Source organism: Bartonella sp. LB28NMGDW (assembly GCF_042194435.1).
GTDB lineage: Bacteria > Pseudomonadota > Alphaproteobacteria > Rhizobiales > Rhizobiaceae > Bartonella > Bartonella grahamii.
Map to the genome: position 1 here is coordinate 79,731 of NZ_JBHIMX010000007.1, position 19,814 is coordinate 99,544.

Annotated in this window: 17 protein-coding genes and 2 pseudogenes; 5 read left to right on the forward strand and 14 right to left on the reverse strand. The window is 35.5% G+C overall.

Going from position 1 to position 19,814, the window contains the following annotated elements; all coding sequences use genetic code 11:
- Positions 1-372, reverse strand: coding sequence for an ATP-dependent Clp protease adapter ClpS (clpS, locus tag ACFIKG_RS05820; protein ID WP_375627172.1), 372 nt, complete (start codon positions 370-372; stop codon positions 1-3).
- Positions 373-605: 233 nt separating this feature from the next.
- Between clpS and ACFIKG_RS05825 the strand changes: the two genes are divergently transcribed.
- The 3 genes and pseudogenes from ACFIKG_RS05825 to ACFIKG_RS09905 form a co-directional block, all read left to right on the forward strand.
- Complete coding sequence (locus tag ACFIKG_RS05825) at positions 606-1,955, forward strand: D-alanyl-D-alanine carboxypeptidase (RefSeq protein ID WP_375626275.1); 1,350 nt, start codon at positions 606-608, stop codon at positions 1,953-1,955.
- Between the two features lie 32 nt (positions 1,956-1,987).
- Positions 1,988-2,266, forward strand: a complete 279-nt coding sequence (locus ACFIKG_RS05830; RefSeq protein ID WP_375626277.1) for a hypothetical protein — start codon at positions 1,988-1,990, stop codon at positions 2,264-2,266.
- An 881-nt stretch (positions 2,267-3,147) separates the two neighbouring features.
- Positions 3,148-3,510 (forward strand): annotated as a pseudogene (locus ACFIKG_RS09905) (integrase); the annotation flags it as partial.
- 665 nt (positions 3,511-4,175) lie between these two features.
- On the opposite strand, the gene ACFIKG_RS05835 reads toward ACFIKG_RS09905, so the two are convergent.
- From ACFIKG_RS05835 to parA, 8 genes are all read right to left on the reverse strand, one after another.
- On the reverse strand, positions 4,176-4,580 hold the full coding sequence (locus tag ACFIKG_RS05835) for a flagellar protein FlgN (protein WP_273788300.1): 405 nt from the start codon (positions 4,578-4,580) through the stop codon (positions 4,176-4,178).
- A gap of 3,731 nt (positions 4,581-8,311) precedes the next feature.
- Positions 8,312-8,530, reverse strand: a complete 219-nt coding sequence (locus ACFIKG_RS05840) for an EexN family lipoprotein (RefSeq protein WP_375627169.1) — start codon at positions 8,528-8,530, stop codon at positions 8,312-8,314.
- Between the two features lie 3 nt (positions 8,531-8,533).
- Positions 8,534-8,803, reverse strand: a complete 270-nt coding sequence (locus tag ACFIKG_RS05845; protein ID WP_375651903.1) for an EexN family lipoprotein — start codon at positions 8,801-8,803, stop codon at positions 8,534-8,536.
- Positions 8,804-8,847: 44 nt separating this feature from the next.
- A complete protein-coding gene (locus ACFIKG_RS05850) occupies positions 8,848-9,060 on the reverse strand; it encodes an EexN family lipoprotein (RefSeq protein ID WP_375627165.1) in 213 nt (70 codons plus the stop codon).
- Positions 9,061-9,063: 3 nt separating this feature from the next.
- Complete coding sequence (locus ACFIKG_RS05855; RefSeq protein WP_375644940.1) at positions 9,064-9,330, reverse strand: EexN family lipoprotein; 267 nt, start codon at positions 9,328-9,330, stop codon at positions 9,064-9,066.
- Between the two features lie 179 nt (positions 9,331-9,509).
- On the reverse strand, positions 9,510-9,752 hold the full coding sequence (locus tag ACFIKG_RS05860; protein WP_375651904.1) for an EexN family lipoprotein: 243 nt from the start codon (positions 9,750-9,752) through the stop codon (positions 9,510-9,512).
- Between the two features lie 1,124 nt (positions 9,753-10,876).
- On the reverse strand, positions 10,877-11,107 hold the full coding sequence (locus ACFIKG_RS05865) for a plasmid partition protein ParG (RefSeq protein WP_015856697.1): 231 nt from the start codon (positions 11,105-11,107) through the stop codon (positions 10,877-10,879).
- Positions 11,104-11,733, reverse strand: coding sequence for a ParA family partition ATPase (gene parA / locus ACFIKG_RS05870; protein ID WP_015856698.1), 630 nt, complete (start codon positions 11,731-11,733; stop codon positions 11,104-11,106). The genes ACFIKG_RS05865 and parA overlap by 4 nt, the downstream gene beginning before the upstream one ends.
- A 1,002-nt stretch (positions 11,734-12,735) precedes the next feature.
- Here parA and ACFIKG_RS05875 point away from each other — a divergent pair.
- Positions 12,736-13,065: a TIGR01244 family sulfur transferase gene (locus tag ACFIKG_RS05875; RefSeq protein ID WP_375627158.1), complete on the forward strand. Its 330-nt coding sequence runs from the start codon at positions 12,736-12,738 to the stop codon at positions 13,063-13,065.
- Positions 13,066-13,630: 565 nt separating this feature from the next.
- On the opposite strand, the gene ACFIKG_RS05880 is transcribed toward ACFIKG_RS05875, so the two are convergent.
- From ACFIKG_RS05880 to ACFIKG_RS05890, 3 genes are all read right to left on the reverse strand, one after another.
- Positions 13,631-13,867: a hypothetical protein gene (locus ACFIKG_RS05880; RefSeq protein ID WP_375651905.1), complete on the reverse strand. Its 237-nt coding sequence runs from the start codon at positions 13,865-13,867 to the stop codon at positions 13,631-13,633.
- A gap of 856 nt (positions 13,868-14,723) precedes the next feature.
- Entirely contained in the window at positions 14,724-15,725 is a 1,002-nt protein-coding gene (locus ACFIKG_RS05885) for a bifunctional riboflavin kinase/FAD synthetase (protein WP_375627156.1), read from the reverse strand.
- Complete coding sequence (locus ACFIKG_RS05890) at positions 15,725-16,570, reverse strand: TIGR01459 family HAD-type hydrolase (RefSeq protein ID WP_273788305.1); 846 nt, start codon at positions 16,568-16,570, stop codon at positions 15,725-15,727. Before ACFIKG_RS05890 ends, ACFIKG_RS05885 begins: the two co-directional genes overlap by 1 nt.
- Positions 16,571-17,811: 1,241 nt before the next feature.
- On the opposite strand from ACFIKG_RS05890, the pseudogene ACFIKG_RS05895 reads away from it, so the two are divergent.
- Positions 17,812-18,172, forward strand: a pseudogene (locus ACFIKG_RS05895) (helix-turn-helix domain-containing protein).
- A gap of 863 nt (positions 18,173-19,035) precedes the next feature.
- Here the strand turns inward: ACFIKG_RS05895 and ACFIKG_RS05900 are convergent.
- Positions 19,036-19,410, reverse strand: coding sequence for a helix-turn-helix domain-containing protein (locus ACFIKG_RS05900; RefSeq protein WP_375648391.1), 375 nt, complete (start codon positions 19,408-19,410; stop codon positions 19,036-19,038).
- 65 nt (positions 19,411-19,475) lie between these two features.
- Positions 19,476-19,814: DNA adenine methylase (locus tag ACFIKG_RS05905; protein ID WP_375651906.1), on the reverse strand; the 339-nt coding region annotated here is incomplete at its 5' end.

Genomic DNA, 19,814 nt, shown 5'->3' on the forward strand with positions numbered 1-19,814 from the left:
TCACTTCCATTCCATTACACATTGTAACGGATGTTCATTTTGACGCGCACATTCCCTCACTTGTAATATTTTCATTTCAGCGACTTCATAAGTATAAGTTCCACATTCTCCTATCCCACTGTGATGAACATTTAACATTATTCGCGTTGCCTCTTCGAAACTTTTTTTAAAAAAGCTCTTCAAAACGAAAACAACAAAATCCATAGGTGTGTAATCATCATTAAGCAAAAAAACTCGACATAATTTAGGTTTTTCGAGTTTTGCTCTAGCCTTAAGCGTTATAACCGCACCATGCCTAATTTCATCCCAATTCTTGCCCTTTTCATTATGCATAATATGAGCTGTAGAGTTTATTATAAGCATCTGTCCCATTATCGTTTTCCATGCAGCACATTTTTATCAATTTTAAATTCTTTCATAATTATTGCAATACCTGTATGTGTTAGAAAAAGATTCCCTCTATGGTTAGACTTCAATCACTCACTTATAAAATAACTTCTGTAAACAAATTAGTAATACCATTCGTCTAAACTGCATCAACAAATTACAGAAAAGGAAGCTTTATAGAAGTTTTTTAGGATAAATGGAGAAATAGGATACTGCAAGTGTATATTAATTATCAAAAAATTATGCGCTACTGTAAAACAATAGCAATTTCTTTTGTTGTGTTAGCTTTTTCTTACTGTTGGGCATCAGCCACACCTCAAGGAGCCTATCCTGATAAGTATGCGGCTATTGTTATAGATGCTACTACGGGAAAAACTCTATTTCAAGCCAATGCAACACTGAAACGTTATCCTGCTTCTTTAACAAAGATGATGACATTGTACTTACTCTTTGAAGCTATGCAGATGCGTCGTGTGACACCAAATACACCAATTCCTGTTTCACATTATGCAGCAATGCGTCCACCGACAAAAATTGGCTTTAAAGCAGGCCAAACAATTTCTGCAGAATCAGCAGCTAAAGCACTCATTACAAGATCCGCAAATGATGTTGCTGCTGCCATTGCAGAATATCTTGGAGGTAGTGAAAAAAAATTCGCTCAAATGATGACAGTAAAAGCTCGTAAACTTGGCATGAAACATACACATTTCGCGAATGCTTCAGGGCTTCCGGATGTGCACAATTATTCTACAGCACGAGATATAGCGACTTTGTCATTAGCTTTACGTAAACATTTTCCAAAACAATATAAATTGTTCAAAACAAAAAGTTTTAATTTCCGTGGACATAAAATTAACAGCCACAATAAACTCGTTAAAATAATGAAAGGTGTCGATGGAATTAAAACAGGATACACACAAATGTCAGGTTCTAATTTAGCAACTTCAATGCGTCTCGATGGGCGCTCTGTTGTCGCTGTTGTTCTGGGAGGTAAATCGTCTACTGCACGTGACGAGCATATGGCTAGCCTATTGAACCAATATTTGCCCAAAGCAAGCCAAATGAAAAGTGGTGAACGTTTAATGGCTTCTGTACGCTATCACTTACCGACTGGTGCCAATACTCCTATACCGACCATTAAAGCTGATTCAAGTAATTTTGACGATGAAATTTCGACTATGTTGACAGCATTTGCAGAACAACCTAAAAACTCCAATATCGCAATAACGGCTGTAAATAAAGTAATTATACCAATACCAAACCCTCAAAAAACTATACCGGTTGAGACTCATAAAATTGTAACAGCCTCTTTGTCCACAAATGCCGGATGGGCTATCCAAATTGGTTCTCTTCCTAGTGAAGAACAAGCAAAAACTTTACTTTTAAAAGCAAAAAATATAGCTTTTTCTACTTTAAAGCACGCATCTTCGCACATGCAACTGTTTGAAAAAAGTGGGCAGCGTTATTATCGAGCGCGCTTTACAGGGTTTCAATCAAAAAAAGCTGCATTTGATGCTTGCTCTACATTAAAGAAAGCAAATTTTAACTGCTATACTGTAGCCTACTAAAAATTTTTGAATTCTGCGTTAAGGATAGTATTATGACAGATAATGCTTTTGCTTCATTCCATAAAAAAGAAATTTTATTGAAGCAATCATCCCTCCTTTCATTGCGTTCTCTTCACGATGCTGCCGCAAAACTTACTGGTTTAAAATATAATTCGACTGCATTAGATACACAATCTCTTGTTAACCTTCTCATTTGCCAAACAATACGCAACCGTCGTCTCATAATGCCTCCTGTACGCATTCATTTACGCGTTGCTAGCCAAACTGGTAATGTGCCTATTAAAATCCGTCTAGGAGCAACAAATATTTAATTTTACAGACCATCTCTAAAAAATTATTTTATTATTAACCATTATCTACAGCCTTAGCCCCCCTTTGATAAAGATACTTTTTTCTTAAATTATGGAATTGTGCTGAAAGCTTTTCCAACTATCCAGTACCTCCAAGCTTTCAATAAAACCATTATTAAGGACATAAAAAACACCCAATATTTTTCCACTTTTGGATTTAATATAAAAATTATCCTTGATATCTTTTTGGAAAAAATAAATAGCTTTATTGGATGAAAGCTTATCATTTTAGGAGTTGTTGTAAAAGTTCAATAAAGGAAGTCCCTCTTAATAACGCTCCCCCCTACAACATAAACGCTGTAAAAAATAATCTAACTCCTCTTACTTTTATTTCTTTCGACAGACAAAGCAAACTGGAAAATACAAATACTATCGATGAAAAAACGTAAAAGAAATTATCAGATTAAATATCATTTTAACGATTTCCATAAGATTTTAATTTATAATTTATTTTTTGCATATTGAATAAGAGGTTTTCGTAAAATTCTCTTATTTTTCTTCTTATATTGAATCAGTCAAAATCGTTCGCTTGCTCATCACGAGCAAGATTGGCATTAAACTATTAAAAAAAAGGATGATAGTGCTGCTTTTCTCCCTCTATAAATAAAGATGCTAATACTCTATAGATTTTATACCATTCATGGGAAACTTACATTATACTATTCATATCCAAGATACTGATTTATAAAGATAGTTCATTATTTTTCATGTTAGATGAGAATCTCGAATATCGTAAGATTCTCTCATTTGAAATTTGTTTATGTTGAATCAATCAAAACTGTTCTCTTGCATGTTATGAGCGAGATTAGTGTGTGGTGTGAAACCGTACAAAAAAACTCAAAATGCCTATAATGAACCGTTTCAAATACCAAGGGCTTTGGTCCCCATACAGGGGGGGGCTGGTAAAGTGTGTAATCGTGCCAGCGCACTCTTTTTATTAAGCATAAAGATCGTGGTGCTCAATGAATCTACCACTATACCATTCACGAACATCACCGTGAAATGGGATTAGGTGCCTTAAGAAATATTTCTTAAAAAAAGCACGTGAATTGGCAACACAATGACGTTCTGTTTTACATGAGGGACGTGCCCCCATTAAAGAACGAGAGAAACAGAAGCGTGAAATAATGCGTAATCTTCATCATTTAACAGATAGTGCTTTAGATTCTTTTGAAAAAAATAAAGCTAAATTAAAGGATGCTGGTACAGAGAAAAGCTGATTTCTAGCCCTTTATTCTTTCCCAATAAGATCGCCTCCCCATTTAAAATATTACGCCAACAAAGGTATACGCAATATATTCACTCAAATCTGGATGCTCTCTCCAATCTGACATACAAAAACTAAAAACAGCAGAAGAAAATATTAAACCACTTTAATTTTTGTCTCAAACATATAGATTTAAACAACTAACCGCTTCGTATCACCACACTTCAAAGGACAGTACTCCATAAGGCTTATAGGCAGTATTCATCACATACTCTCAAAAGACTAATGCATAAAACCTTAATTACCATAGCCCCAAGTAAGCTGTTTTTAAGGCATCACGGGCTGGTCTAAATATTCTCTTGATCGGGGGGCTAAACTAAAAAGTGAAGCTCCCTATTAACTCAGTCTGCAAACAATACTCTGTAAATCCCCCCCTTCTCTTAGTCCTCCCCCAGCTAGCTTCCCACAGCATGCGGTTCACATCACTACACCTTAAAAGACACTGTTTTAAAAACAGTGTTTTACAGTACAACAGGATAATAATTTAAATACCCAAATGCGCTTAAAACAAGTCCACTGACTAAACGCACTATTTATCCAAATAAACATGATCTACCTAATCATTGTCATCACTTAGAACAGCCAATATTCATCAGATTTGAATCATTCCTCTGTTTCTTTTACGCGTCCAGATAGTTGCATAGCTCTAGAAAGATCATTAACTGCATTTAAATGCGTCTGAAGCAATTCACTATTACGCTGTAATTTTTCTTGTAAATCAGACAACAAACTTTCAACTTCATGCTCAATATCTTGATTCATGTAGCGCTTCACATCGCTCATGGATTTATTAAGATCACGCAAACCACGTATTTTACATAAATTTATTTCTTCGTAATCTGGAACACCACTGCTCTCTAGCATATTGCTTTCATAATCAACAACTTGAGCTAATCCTTTAACAGCAGCAACAAATTTTGTCATCGCCCAATCACGATCAATAAGATTATTATCAAGAACTTTTGCTTTTGATGCAAAACTATCATCACCATATTGCACTACAGACATTTTTACTTCCCCTTCAACACTCTTGTTCAATCTTTCAAATGAGGGAGATTAAACAGGTTCTCTTCAATGCTGATACACTCAATAAAGCTCGTGGTGCGAACATCGCTCAAACAACAGCACGACAATCCTTCAAAGCGTATACCACTTCAACTTTCAACGCATTCTCTCAAGTATTTTTCTTGCTTTGCTCCAAAACCATCATTGCGGCTATACTAATTCACCAAAACGCTATAAACTTAAACCTTACGCAGTAATATTGAAAATCCTACATTTGCTCTGTCTATTTTGGTCTATTTCGCCTTGCCAATTTCCTTTGCCTATTTCGTCACCAGCACGCCTTCAACAGAAAACAACAACGCTCTCACGAGAACTTTGTCCATAAAAAGACCACCTGCCGACAAAAACCCACAGCATATCTTGCAGCATATCAAAGACTTAAGCTCATTAAAAATCTCAGCATTTTAACGATAGCAGCATCTTACCCTCCATAACCTTATGGCTTTCTCTGCACCTAAACTTGCATACCTTCCGGCACCCCATAAGATGGCACCCTACAAAATTAGTTTGCACCCATTCAAAAAGACACACCCTCCCCCGTACTCTTTCTGCACACATGCAGTATTTCGCATAAAAAACAAAAAGAACGCTCTTTTGAACAGATCAGCCATACAGCAATATAAAAAAAGACATCTTAGAATAGCTAAACAGCCATCAATCTCCCTTTTTTTAATTATCATTCGCTTTTCTTTGCAATGAACGACTATATAAGATTTTTTGAACCTTTTCAAGAGTTTCTTAGCCAATCAAGTTCGATACGTCTTCAATCGCATATTCACGCGCTTGTTTTAAAGAAACATCTCTTAAGTGTACCCAAGCCTATTTCGCGCCGTGGCCCATGAATAATATAATGATAAATCCCCCATGACGTGTATAAAATCCATTGAGCACTGTCCATCTTTACGCTTAATAAAAGAAGCAAGCCAGCACCATCACATATTTTGCTAGCCCCTCATGTTGCGATATCCTTGACATTTAAGTGCGGTTCAAAAAGCATGCCTTTCTTGTACAGTTTCACTCCGCATGGACCCTCCCCACTTGTAACTGCAAAAGACATGGTTTTGGTTGATTAAACCTCGAACAGATTTGGAATGAAAAAAATTACGGTATTCAGGACTCTAATTCAAATTGAATAACGATAGATTATCATTATCTATCAAAATATTATCCAATGCATAATGCTTAACGCTCCCCACATTGATATTTTCAGAATTTCCACAGCATCTTCCTATAGATTATTTCACTCCATAACACAGTTTTCTCTTAATATCGCGGCTTTACATGTGCTACTGGTATAAAAACATAGAAACAATCATTTTATAATAAAGGTACAATTTTTGTTACGAACTTTCTCTCATTTTCAATCTTCTAAATGCAGCTCTTCTCTTTCATAATCATCCCATCTCAAATCTATTCCATGTTGAATAAATTAAAATCACTTGCTTGCACATCACAAAAAACAACCTGATGTGTTGATAAAATACACTAAAAGAAAAATGTGTCTTATGAACCTTCTCAAATGCCAAGGGCTATAGTAAACATTGAAAGCAAGCGTACGAGATGACAGTGACTTGCTCTTTCATAAGTGTAAAGATGGGAGCATTCTATAGATTTTATATTATTTCACGAGAACTTTACTGTTATACCATCTACGAGTGTCATCGTAAAATATTTGTCGTGTGCATTGAGAGATATTTTTTTACACGTACATAAATGTACAATACAAATATATTAATATACAACATAAGTATATTTTGTTTGGAACGTTCTTTTCTTTTGTGCAAAACATGCCCATTAGAGCAACATTAACCAATCTTGCTATGAAATAAACGATCAGAAAACATTTTTGTCTTCTTCCGCGCACCTTAAAGCACCAAGATCTTAACTCAATCTGCTCTGTACGCAGTCTGAATTTTTGTCAAGCGATCTTCTCTTGACTTTCCACTCATGTGATTCACTTAAACGAAAGGCTCAATAAATAAACCTACGAAATCAATTAATATTCTCTTTAAAACTTTCTTTTTTAGGATTTACAGTGCTCCAATTCCTCAAGCCTTTATAAAAAAGGAAAGATTCTAAGCTTGCCTAATATATTATATCAACATATACTACTTATATCAACATATACTACAGATTATAACATATTGTTATTCATAAAATCACCTCAAAAAGAACAGAAAGAGGTTTTTATGGCTGATCTCGTAAAAGCCGCTGTGCTTTATTTAACCTTGATTATCACCATGAATGCTTTTGTTGTTATTTTAGTTCTCGTAATAGAAATATACTAAGCATATTCTCTTGGCTTTTTATAATTTGCTCAAACGATCATCTTAATTTTACATAAGATCAAAGCAAAATTTTAATTCTACAGATAAATCACACACCCAATTTCAAACATCGCTTGCAACTATTTAAATGTTAACTCTGCTTTTTGTATGCATTTTTAACCATCAGTTTCCGTCTTTTCATGCTACTTGAATCTCAACTTCATTCCCGCCTTAAAGAACTAAATTTTCTACCAAATCCGATCTGTAAATAATTTGTCTCCTCATTGAGTAAGTTCCTCTTGCTTCTTCCCTTCAGGGCATATCACAATTCTAAAGGAATATTTCAAGAAACTTTTGATAAATCCATTGAACACCATCATCATACACTTGCGAGGGAATAAACCAGCACCATCACACACTTTTCCAGCACCAAATGTTGCAAACAAAACCTTTAGTACTTGAGATAGTTCAAAAAAGCATTTTTACTTCTTTCTTCAACAGTTTTTATCCACACGGACCCTCCATGCTTGTAACGTGCAAGTAGATGATTTTAATTGATTCAACCTAGAACAGATTTTGACGAGATCCTTATTCAACATAAAATAATTAAATTATTTTTATAAATCAAAGTATTATTCAAAAAACATTCATCACACACTCGAGAACAAAAAAACTCATACATAAAGTTTTACATAAGCTCCACCGCTCAACATGATAATATTACAACACAATTAAGATAAAAAAATAACAAGGGAAAACCTTGCAAACTCAGAAAAGAGAGGGAAAAAATGAAACGGTGGGAAGAGCGCTCAATTCCTCACACATCCAGCAAAACCGTCCTAGAAAAACTGCCTCACGTCTTAACTAATGTTATAATATTCTCAAATCAAAAGCAATTTTTTAAAAATAGTTTGAGAAAAACATTTGAATATAAAACGATAATAATTCCATTCAGAATGTTTTTCTCTTTATTAAAATAGAGAAAAGTAAATTCAAAACAGATGTTTCCTCCCAATTTTTTTCGAAATTAGCCGCAACGCTTAAAGCCGGTCTTAGTGTGATGAAACATTTATTTGTGATAAAGTCAGCAAAACACCCCAAAGGTAAATTTAATCTCATGTTTTAAATACATGCAACCAAGACATTAAACAATCAGCGCATAATTTGAAAAATTAGCAGTAACACGTAGCAACTCATTCGGATGCAATACTATCACAATTAAAAGCACTTTTTGGCTAGACAAATGACAGTATAGCATCCGTTTACATAAAGAGTACAGATCGTAAACGACTAATTCTTGAAGCCATAAAAAGACTCTCTAAAAGTTAGAGAGAATCTAAAAAACAAAATAGAATCAATAACTACCAAATTCCTTATTGATAGAGTAATTTATTGAATTTTAAGTTTTTAATTAATGCCAAACATAAGTTCCATATAGGCTTGTCTGGCATGTTGACAATTTTTAGATTTCTCTATAGACGATCGATCCATCTTTTCACATTTTTTTGCCCACTCTTCGAGTAATGTATTATCTTTCTTGAATTCCGCTACGCTGTAATTTTTTTCGCAACCAGCAACGACAAGTCCAGTACAAACCAGCAATGCTGTGATAATAATTTTATTCATGATTTAATTTCCCTCCTTTTTATCTTCAGTTTTTTTCTCGTCATCGTGTACAAAGCTCGCACCAAGCCAATCACGGGCATGAACTTCACGATACGCTTTATCTGCGTTCTTACAATTTTGAGAATCTAAACTCCCTGATATCATACATTTCATTGCCCATTGCTCGAGTAATTTAGGATCTTTCTTAAACTCTGCTACGCTATAAGTTTTTTCACAACCAGCAACGACAAATCCAATCCAAACCAGCAATGCTACAATAATCGCTTTATTCATCAATAAATTCCCCTTCTTTTAGATTGATAAAATTTGGACACAAATTAGGGTCTCAAAAAAAGTTCTATATATGCTTGTCGAAGGTTTTTACAATTTTGAGAGGTTTTGAGCGGTGAATCGTCCTTCTCGCATTTCTTTGCCCATTCCTCGTATAATTTTTCATTTGTTTTGAATTCTTTTACGCTATAAGTTTTTTCACAACCAGTAACAGCAAGTCCAGTACAAAGCAGCACTGCTGTAATAATGACTTTATTCATGATTTAATTCCCTTCCTTTTTATCTTCAGTTTTTTCTTGGTCGTCCTTTCCAGAGCCGAAAACTCCCCATTTTTTACGAGTTTCTAATTCAGCTTTTTCTGCGTTTTTACAATTTTGAGAATCAAAACTCCCTGCAATAAAACATTTCTCTAACCACTGATTGAGTAATTTAGGATCTTTCTTAAAATCTGCTACGCTATAGTTTTTCTCGCATCCAGCAACAGCAAGTCCAGCACAAAGCAGCACTGTTGTAATAATGGCTTTATTCATCAATAAATTCCCCTTTTTTCAAATTTACAAAGTTTAGGACACAATTTAGGGACCCATTAAATTTGACATGCAGTTCATTGTGCATTTTCAAAAATTTTAAAATCAACTTCTGTACGCAATTTTTTCCAACCTATGATGATAAATCGCGTACAAAGAAAAACACCGCTATCAATATATTTTTATGATTTAATTGTTGTCCTGCTTTTTTCAGTTTCATTCCCCTTTTTGCCACTTTCACGAAGTTGCTTTGCAAGATTTCTATAATGCTCTTGAAAAAGTTCCATATCGGCTTGCATGACATTTTGACAACTCTTGGTTGCAAAAGCAGATCCTCCCATTTTATCGCATTTCTTTCCCCATTCTTGCATCAATTTTTTATCTTTCTTAAATTCCTCAACACTGTAGTTTTTTTCGTGAACCAACAGTAACAAGCCCCGTGCAAAGCAACAGCGCTGTTATAATGATCTTGTTCATGATTTAACCCCTCTCTTTGTTTTATATTTTATTAACAATATCTTTGGATTCACATCCCCTCCTATATTGTGACCTTGCGTCTAACTTTCCTTTGCAAATACGCACACTTGCAACGCAAACATGTTAAATCATGAAAACTGCTTTTATTTATCAGGCTTGCATTTGTAGCATTATCTGCACGGCTGCTCTTTGTATTTGAAGTATTTAAACTTCAGCAGTAATTTTGATATCTTGGCATTTTTCAAAAACCACTTCATCATGAGAAGTCGCACAAAATCTTATCAAAAATTCGTAATGCCTATATCCATTGCAAATTCCCTGCAAACGAAAGAATACACCTTTTAACCAACTGATTGCGCTCTTATCATTTCTTAGACCACCGGAAAAGAAAGAAAACTTTAAGTCCCCCTGCACTTTTTAAATGCCAATAGAAATGCTAAAAAAGCGATCTTATACATTATCAATTGAAGCAAAAAAGCCTATTTCCTTGCGTACCATTACGACTGGCATTAACTATTTAAGACTATAAAATCATATAAATGTAAGAAATACTGTCTATAATATGCTCAATGACTTCTTGTGTTTATTAGGAATAAATTATAGCGCGCCAATATCAGTAAATTTTATGTATTTTTTTATCCCCCCTTTATAAACATGAATATAATTTAATAAAATGAATCGCTGCATAACAAAAAAAAATAATCAACGCTACTCTTAATTACATTATTTACGCATGTATTAAGTAAAATAAACAAAAAAATAATCTGACGTTTAAAATCATTATCAAGACAATCTTTTTAGAAGAGTACACTTATCTATTCATCTAACAGATAAGATCACAAGAAGTATGATGATTATCACATTTATAGGGAAAATTTTGAAACGGAGATTTTTTCGCAAACGCATCGCTCTTTCATGAGATGATACAGAACCTTATGAAAAACAACTTAAATGAAGCAGCCCTCGTGAAAAAAGAAAGGCGCTTATATTATTAACTTCGTATAAAAACAACCGATATCATCTCTAGAAAAAGCATTCAAACCAACGAAAACTTATTATCATATATCATTTTTTACACTTTTCCGTATTTTTGTGAAAGCAATTCGCGCACCTCATCGGCTATTTTAGTTCCACGACTTGCACAACTTACCTTAATCAATCGATGCAAACTTTCTGGTATATCAATCGTGAGGCGCTTCATACCTCCACTCATGCTCCCTTTGGGGCTTCCTACCCATGCATCCGCCGTTAAAGGAATTGATTTATTCGTTGGTTTCGTGCCGATTTTAATTTTTTTATTCATCGCGCTAACTCCTTGATTTCCGCTGCAACAGCTTCAATCTCTGCTGTTGCTGGTCCTTGCTTATCAACTTCATAAACCGCCTTCCCCTGTGCTGCTGCTTCTGCAAAAATCACGCGCTGCGCAACGCTAGAAGAAAGAACATGCACGGGGTATATGCCAAGAGCTTCGTTCACATCACGCCCTATCGCTGTATTGACTATTTTACGATTGATAACAAAAGCAGATTTAAGATTTTCTTTATAAACACGTGCTTCGTCAATCAGCTTTACAATTCCATCTGCTGCCCAAATATCATAGGGACTAGGCAAAACAGGTATAAGCACCAAATCCGAAGCCATAAGAGCACTACGAGCAAGATCAGTCACACGCGGAGGACCATCGATAATAATATGATCATAACCATGACCAATCTGTGTAATCTCTTTGTGAACCGTTGCACGTGGTAAACCAATAACCGAAAACAAAGGTGCATCTTCACGCGCAGCAGCCCAATCCAATGCGCTCCCCTGTGGATCAACGTCAATAAGCAATACCCGTGCACCGGTACGCGCAAAACTGGCCGCAAGATTAACACTCAACGTAGTTTTTCCTACGCCTCCCTTTTGATTCAAAAGTCCAATGATCATTTATTACGCCTTTCAGCATTATCGTTTTTACGATTATACAGAAAGTAATAAAAGAAGCAAGCATCCAATACGTGAAAAATAACCATTTCTCCTATTTTTAGGATAAAATGACAGCCCGCAATTTTGTCTTTATAATATTCTTTTAGCATGAGCAAAAACATTATGAAGATGATGCTCTTGAGAATAATAAAAATAAATTTAAACAAGAGACACGCTCTTCTTCCCCCACCCTAAAACGAAGATTCTTAAATCCATATCAATCTGTAAACAATGCTCTGTAAATGATCCAGCTTATTATCTCGCGCCTGCCTTTTGAGCTTCTCCCTTCATGCAGTCCACTTAATGCAACGCTACAAATGAACTCCACTCTGAATATACAACAAACTATAAGGAGCATTCGTTGTCTTGCACGTTGAATGAGAGAGCCGAAATCAGGAAGATTCTCTCATTCCATGCCCTCTTATATTAAATCAATCAACATCATATTTCTTGTACGTTACAAGCAGGGCTGGCGTGTGAGTAAAAACTATACAAGAAAGGATTTAAAATGCTTCTTATGAACCGTCTCAATAGCCAAGGACTTTAGTATAACATTGGGGGCTGGCAAATATAAAAATGGTGCCAGCTTACTTCTTCATAAGCGTAAAGAGGGTGGTGATCCATGAATTTTATACTCTTTACGCTCAACAGGGTAAAATGGGCTTAAGAGAAATAAAGATACCTCTATAGCAAGCGTGTGAACAAGCAACACAATGGAATGTCTATGCTGGGTAAACACAATGGATCATCCATAAAAACCAAACAGCCGTCTTGCATAAGGTTGAATAACGAACATGTTGCGAAGTGAGATATGTTGCATCTTACAACTCATTTTCCCCAAATAGATTTTCTCGACAAAAAGAATATTTTTGTTAAGATGCCATTGAAAAACTTACCTTCATTATGTTCTTTTATATACCAGACCAGAGGGTATCGTGAAGATCGTGCAATTGAGAATAAAAAATGAATTTACAACAAATTGAACCTGATATTTTTATCAGCGCCCAAATTAGCATAGAAAATATCAAAACATTGGCACAAGCTGGTTTTAAAACAATTATCTGTAACCGCCCCGATCACGAGGAACTTCATCAAACTGACTTTTCTAGCATTAAAACGGTCGCAAATGAATATGGCATAAAAGCCTATCACATTCCCATTTCTCCTCCAACTATAGAAAAGTCAGCTGTTGAAGCCATGCAAACAATTTTAAAAACAGCCCCCCTCCCTCTTCTTGCCTATTGCCATCACGGAGCACGCTCGCTGCATCTTTATCGTTTGGCACGTCTTTAAACATAGGTTTCATACACTTCCTCATCGCCTTAAAAGATGAAGAATCTTAAATACACATCGATCTGTAAAAATAATCTGTCAATAATCTTTGTCTTGCACTTTCCACTCAGGATTCCCACTTCATAAAGCTCTACAAGCAAACTTTGCTATTAAATATACAACAAGCATGCACACCTGAAGCCACAAAAATGCATGAAAATTCATATGATGATCAAGGAAATTTATTTTCACCTCACCTTTTATCACTGCTTCACCTTCTTTGTCTCTTCCTTTACCAGTACGAGCTCATTCGTACGCCACAGACACCTAAAACAACAGTAAAACCACTAAGAAAACCCCCATATTCCGTATAAAAGGCATGCAGAATATTTTATAAAAAAGCTGTAAGCTATAATCTATGGTTAATTTCAACACATTGATTTATAACAATTAATTATTTTTCACGTTGAGTGAGAAACCCTAATACCGTAAGATTATCTCATTTTAAGTCTATTTATAGTGAATCAATCAAAAGCGTATTTCTTGTATGTCACAAGCAGGAAGAGTTCGTGTGAAATAAAACGAGTTAAGAAAAAATCCCTCTCATAAACGCTTTCAAATAGCCAAGGCTGTACAACACTGAAGGCTTGTCAATTAACGGATGATACCGGATTGCTATTTTATTAGGCATAAAGATGATAGCGCTCAACGGCGCTTGCAAGATACCATTCATGAGTGCCATCGTGAAAATGGATATGGAAGCGTTGAGAGATATTTCTTTAAAACAAGCGCGTAAATTAGCAAAACAAGTATATTCCAGCATTTTATTTTACCTATGGGGCTTGATCCTATTCAAAAAACAACAATACATTATTGGCGTTGCGTTTTCATATCCTTACAAGACTGCCTTCCCGCTACATTATAGGTGTTATATTTGTGAAAGACAAAGGAGATATATGGACAATTCGTTGCTTGAGAATTTGAAACATTTACGTATTAGGACAACAAAGTTGTACCTTTATCATCAAAAGCATTAGAAATTTTGAAACAAGTACACCTGCTTTCTCGCAATGATTTCTTTTTATCTGCAATCAATCGTAGTCTCCTTAATGTGAATTTCCTGTCACAACATACGAGAGAAACAAGACTTAAAGCATTTTACATCAGCTTCATTCTCATTTACGTAATTGGTTAGCACAAAACAGCTGCTGTCCACCGCTCTACTTCACAAGACTCAACAAACGAACTTTTTTAAATATTCATCATATGATATCAAACATCACATACGTAAGGTTTTAGATAAGCCCAATATCATTATAAAAGAGTCATCGATTAAATTTTATCAAACTATAAGCTTAAAATCGCAAGAAATTTAAAAAACAGCCTTTCTCCCTCTTCACGTCTATTATTGCCAAATAGGCTGGGGCTTATTCTTTACTGCATCTTTTATGATGGGTTTTAACCGATCAGAAAGAAACAAGCAGTAAACTTTTGAATGACAAGAAAAGCCATAAAATGAATTTTGAAAAAGATAATGCCAAAATCAGATATTCAGATATTCGATTCTTCCTCTCAACAACGGAAAAAACATATATTCCACGATGTTTTGGAATATATCTTTGTGATTATAATCACTTTAAGTGCTATTTTTACGGCTCTTCTCTCTTTTTCAGATAAGTTTAGGGCATATTTTTAAAAGTAAGCAGCCTATCCAACTTTGATAATGGTTGTGCTGTCTTTAGAATTTCTTTTGCTTTTTTTTCATCACGGTGCATTTGTGCAATCAAGGGTTCAAGCCCATCAAATTTTTCTTGTCCTCGCAAAAACTGCAAAAAAGAAACGGTACAGCTTTCCCCATAAAGGTCGTCATTAAAGTCAAACAAATAGGTTTCCAAAAGTGGCGCGCCATCTTTAACAACCGTTGGACGACAACCAAAGCTTGCAACACCATCATACAAAACACCGTTCGCACGACGTAAACGCACCGCATAAACACCATGAGCCAAGCGAACTTGGGAAGGCAACATTTGATTAGCGGTAGGAAATCCCAAAAGACGTCCAAGTTTATCGCCTTGAATAATATTGGAGCATACCCGATAGTGATACCCTAACAAATGAGCCGCTTTTTCTACGTTCCCTTGTGAGAGAAGCTGTCGAATAAAACTAGAGGAAATAATCAACTGTTTTGAATCTTGAAGACGAGAAACACAAGGAACTTGCACAACCTCAAATCCATATTTTTTTCCCCTTTGGCAAAGAAGATGTGAATTTCCACTTTTCTGATGACCAAATTGAAAATTTTCCCCTGTCACCACAACTGAAACATCAAAAACCTGTTTTAAAATCGATTTGATAAATTCATCCGCTGAAAGCGTGGCAAAGTGCGCATCAAAGGGCTGTTCAATCACGCCATTAAAGCCAAGGACTTTAAAAATTTCAGCTTTTTCAGCTGCCTCTGTCAAACGATAGACAGGAGCTGAACGTTGAAAAAAACTTCTTGGATGTGGTTCAAAGGTTAAAACAACTGCTGGTTTCTTTTTTATCTGCGCGAAATCAAGCGCTTTTTGCAACACCATCTGATGTCCGCAATGAACACCATCAAAATTTCCAAGTGCCAACACGGCTCCCCGCCAAGCCGAGGGAAACATGTGAGTCCCCTGAAAACGCAAAAAATTAGCCATTACTGAAGTGCCCACATGATTGCTTGTGGTTTATAACCATGACGTTCAAGAAAAGAATGCAAAGCTTGCTTATCCACCACACCATTTTGCGCATAATCATAATGATGAATCCCCCCCATAATATAAAGGGCATCAAGACCAAAATGAGCTGCCCCCTTAATATCTGTCAAAAGACCATCACCGATAGCTAAAACTTGACTTTTTTCCACAATTCCACGAATGTTTTGAAGTTTTTCAAAGGCACACTCATAAATAGGCGCGTGAGGTTTTCCAGCAATGCGTACTTCCCCCCCTAATTGTTGATAAAGACGCGCCAATGCACCAGCGCACCAAAATTCTTTATTTCCATAATGGACAATCACATCAGGATTAGCACAAATAAAAGGTAAATTCCGCGCCCGCATGCGAAGAAACATCTCCTCATAAGCAGAGGGTTCTTCGTCAAAATCTTCAAGAAAACCGCTACAGACGACAACAGAAGCCTCCCATTCTTCAACAAATTCACACTCTAACCCTTCAAACAGCACCAAATCACGTTGTGAACCAATAAAAAAAACTTTACGCGGAGCAGTCCGAATGAGATCGCGCGTTACATCCCCTGAAGTGATAATGGCATCATAATAGTCACGATGAACATTCATGCTTTGTAATTGAGCAGCAACATCTTCCCGTAGCCGAGGAGAATTGGTTAATAAAATAACACTTTTTCCCATTTGTCGAATTTTATACAATGCTTTCAACGCTGGTTCAAATGCATGTACACCGTTATGCACAACACCCCACACATCACAAAAAACAGCATCATAATGCGTTATAATAGTCTCAATATGGGTAAGTTCATTCATGGTGCACCTATCTTTATTTATCATTTAAAGCTGTCTTTTATTTCAAAACTACTTACCGAAAGATAATACTTGTGTCATCTGCTTTCTCAAACCATATTCCAACTTTGCATCGCTTATAGCAATCATAAGAAATGATAAAATAAATAAGTTATCGTTAAGTTGTGCAAAATTCTAAAACGCTTTATATCAAAAGCTTATCATTCCACAATGCTCATTTTTCTCATAAAAACTTTAATTCTAACAATAACTGCGTTGATACAGTTTTTTATCTAAAACACGCACATTCTTAAAAACGAACAAAAAAACTCCTTAAAAAAACGCTTCCCTAAGTATAGAATTATTAATTTATAATAATAATTTATTATTCATACATAATGAGAAACCAAAATATCTTTTCTCATTTCGAATCTGTTGATATTGAATCAATCAAAACTATTCGCTTGCACATTATAAGCAGGATGAGCGTATAAATAAAAACACGTGAAGAGAGAAAAAATAGCTTTTATCCTCCTTTTCAAAGGTAAAAACTGTCGTAATATTTTAAACTGACAAAGAGTATGTGCCCTCCAAGCATCTTTTTTTTCAGTAAAGATAGAAATATAGCTTTTATCCCATTCATCGAAGCTTTTACGTTATACACTTTACGAAACGCCATTCGTGAAATGGGCGCTAACATTGAGAAATATCTTCTCAAAACAAACATGTGAATATACAACAACCAAATCTATTCTGTTTTGATTTTATTTTGCATGAGGGCTCTTTACTCATAAAAGGTTTCCCCTATCATCATGATATCTCAGACGCATCAAAACAAGCCATTTTGGTTATTGATTAAGAACAGCACCATAGGCGGTGCCTTGAGCTTAAAAACCAAGGTTTACCTTTGTAAAAAGCGGATCTGAAAACATGAGTTTAGTAAGCGAGTCTTTAAAAGTTGAAAGGCAAACAACCTCTCATTTAAAAAAATCTATCCATCTCAAGAAAAACTATTTTTATTGCCAATCTCCTAAAATTACTTTACTAATTAGAAAATGTTTTGGTCGTATACGCAACGACCAATAGGGCCTTGAAAACCCGAAACCCTAGCGTAACATAAACCCACTGTGTGGGTATCCCGGAATTCCGGGAGATTTTGCTATGTCCAGGTGCCCCAAGCACTAAAAGCAAAATGCTGACTAGGGTTCAGTGTTTTCAAGCTCCCGGAATACCAATGCGAGGGCGCTCGCAACCGGAGGGGGAAAATGCAAACTCAAAATCTTAATATTGATCTTTTTGTAGGCAAAAAAAATTCGCTTTAGGCGAAAAATGCTAAAAATGTCTCAAAAAACATTAGGGCATCATTTAGGTGTCACTTTCCAACAAATCCAGAAATATGAAAAAGGCTTAAACCGTGTGAGCGTAGGACGTTTAAAGGAAATTTCCGATATATTGAATGTCCCTATTGCCTTTTTTTACGCTGATATCATCAAAAAAGAACATACCCCGTACCATTATGATGAAATCGCCTCGAGCAAAGAGGAATATTTGCTTTTAAAAAGTTTTAGAATTCTTACATCTGTCAAACAAAAAGCAATTTTAAAATTAATTTCTGATCAAAATTAAAACCTTTAAAAACATAAGTATAGGGTGCTACACGCTCTGTTCTTGCCTTCCTTCCCACACACCAAAGGATGCAAATCCCTCCTCAAACTGGTTGATACACAATCCAACTTCTCAAAAACAGCTCCCTCTCGGCTTCACATTTCATATGGTTCCTTTCACAAAATTATACAAGAAAGCCCTCTCTTGAATATTCACTACACTCTCTTATCAAAACACCCCATGCATAAAGTTTTTATACCTTACACCACACCTCAAACGATGATATTTTTACAGCACAACAGAATAAGCATTCATGCGGATTTTAAAAAATTAGCCCCTTCTTCGCTGTGGACGCTCCATTTATTTTAGATGATCTGCATTTAATATACCTGCTATAAAAACTTGCTATCTGTTATAAATTCTTAAAGGCATATTTTTCCTCTAAAATCTCAATGCCACACCAACTCCACCATAAGACAATACATTGATTTATAAAGAGTGTTCATTGTTTTACATGTTAAATAAGAATCCAGAATAGCGTAAGATTCTTTCATTTCAGATCCGTTCCATGTTGAAGCAACAAAAACCATATCTCTTGCAAGTTACAAGCGGGCAGAGCCCTTTTGGATAAAAAACTATTAAGAAAGGATTAAAAATACCCCTAATGAACCGTCTCAAATGCCAAGGGTTGTAGCAACACCCACGAGCTAGCAAATATGCGCCTGCTTACTCCTTTATGAAGCGTAAAGATCGTGGTGCTCAATGGATTTACCGTTATACCATTCACGGATAACATGTAAGTTTTATGTAAAAATAACTTGCTGTATTTATACAGCTTTTTTACAGTGAGGGACGCGTAAATAAAAGTTAGGGAATAGGATTTTCTAACATTTCTCTATAAAGCACGCTTCGCACAATGTTTCTAATGTTTCTTTGAAATCTGCTAACGCTTCTTGATGTAAGCCATCTAAAAGTCTCATAAACGCAACAACAGTTTCACGTTGCAACGGAGTAGAAGGTTTTATTATGATGCTTTTTCGACAAGAATAGGCTTCTTTTTTTAAGAGAGAAGCCATTGCTTTATCTAAACCATAAAGCTCTATGATCTTTTCCTCCAGTTCTACAGGAACAGATTTTTTGCCAATTTCTACAGCAGATAAAAATGATACAGATATGTCTAATTTCTTAGCCATATCTAAGAGGCGTTCTGAATGATCAACCCGAAGTTTCCGTAAAATTTTACCAAAAGATGTAACCATATAAAAAGTCCTATTAGAGAAGAAATATTTTCTTCTGATTCTAACAAATCTTTTTATGATTTTCTTCAATTATTGCGAATCAAGAGTTCTTTTCGGGGTGGTTTTTTAGCAAAACCAGATGTCCAAAGGGTCTCTAATTCTAAAAAGTCAAAATCCTTAAAGATCTCTCGAACCGCATCACAATCATTGAGACTCAAGACAAATTTACCTTGTATGCTTTTGAGAACTTTTGCCATACTCACAAAATCATCTTCAACAAAATTCCCAGAGCTGTAACACTTCTTCTTCACAAGATAAGGCGGGTCTAGGTAAAATAAACTGTCGGGTGCATCAAAAAGCTCGACAACCCGATCCCATGATAAATTTAAGATCGTCGTATCAAGAAGCTTCTGTCTAACACGTCT

Excerpts from the sequence above, each read along its gene's own strand:
- clpS (WP_375627172.1), bottom strand. The coding sequence starts at position 372 with ATGGGACAGATGCTTATAATAAACTCTACAGCTCATATTATGCATAAT.
- ACFIKG_RS05830 (WP_375626277.1), top strand. The coding sequence starts at position 1,988 with ATGACAGATAATGCTTTTGCTTCATTCCATAAAAAAGAAATTTTATTG.
- ACFIKG_RS05835 (WP_273788300.1), bottom strand. The coding sequence starts at position 4,580 with ATGTCTGTAGTGCAATATGGTGATGATAGTTTTGCATCAAAAGCAAAA.
- ACFIKG_RS05840 (WP_375627169.1), bottom strand. The coding sequence starts at position 8,530 with ATGAATAAAATTATTATCACAGCATTGCTGGTTTGTACTGGACTTGTC.
- ACFIKG_RS05845 (WP_375651903.1), bottom strand. The coding sequence starts at position 8,803 with ATGAATAAAGCGATTATTGTAGCATTGCTGGTTTGGATTGGATTTGTC.
- ACFIKG_RS05850 (WP_375627165.1), bottom strand. The coding sequence starts at position 9,060 with ATGAATAAAGTCATTATTACAGCAGTGCTGCTTTGTACTGGACTTGCT.
- ACFIKG_RS05855 (WP_375644940.1), bottom strand. The coding sequence starts at position 9,330 with ATGAATAAAGCCATTATTACAACAGTGCTGCTTTGTGCTGGACTTGCT.
- ACFIKG_RS05865 (WP_015856697.1), bottom strand. The coding sequence starts at position 11,107 with ATGAATAAAAAAATTAAAATCGGCACGAAACCAACGAATAAATCAATT.
- parA (WP_015856698.1), bottom strand. The coding sequence starts at position 11,733 with ATGATCATTGGACTTTTGAATCAAAAGGGAGGCGTAGGAAAAACTACG.
- ACFIKG_RS05875 (WP_375627158.1), top strand. The coding sequence starts at position 12,736 with ATGAATTTACAACAAATTGAACCTGATATTTTTATCAGCGCCCAAATT.
- ACFIKG_RS05880 (WP_375651905.1), bottom strand. The coding sequence starts at position 13,867 with ATGCTGGAATATACTTGTTTTGCTAATTTACGCGCTTGTTTTAAAGAA.
- ACFIKG_RS05885 (WP_375627156.1), bottom strand. The coding sequence starts at position 15,725 with ATGGCTAATTTTTTGCGTTTTCAGGGGACTCACATGTTTCCCTCGGCT.
- ACFIKG_RS05890 (WP_273788305.1), bottom strand. The coding sequence starts at position 16,570 with ATGAATGAACTTACCCATATTGAGACTATTATAACGCATTATGATGCT.
- ACFIKG_RS05900 (WP_375648391.1), bottom strand. The coding sequence starts at position 19,410 with ATGGTTACATCTTTTGGTAAAATTTTACGGAAACTTCGGGTTGATCAT.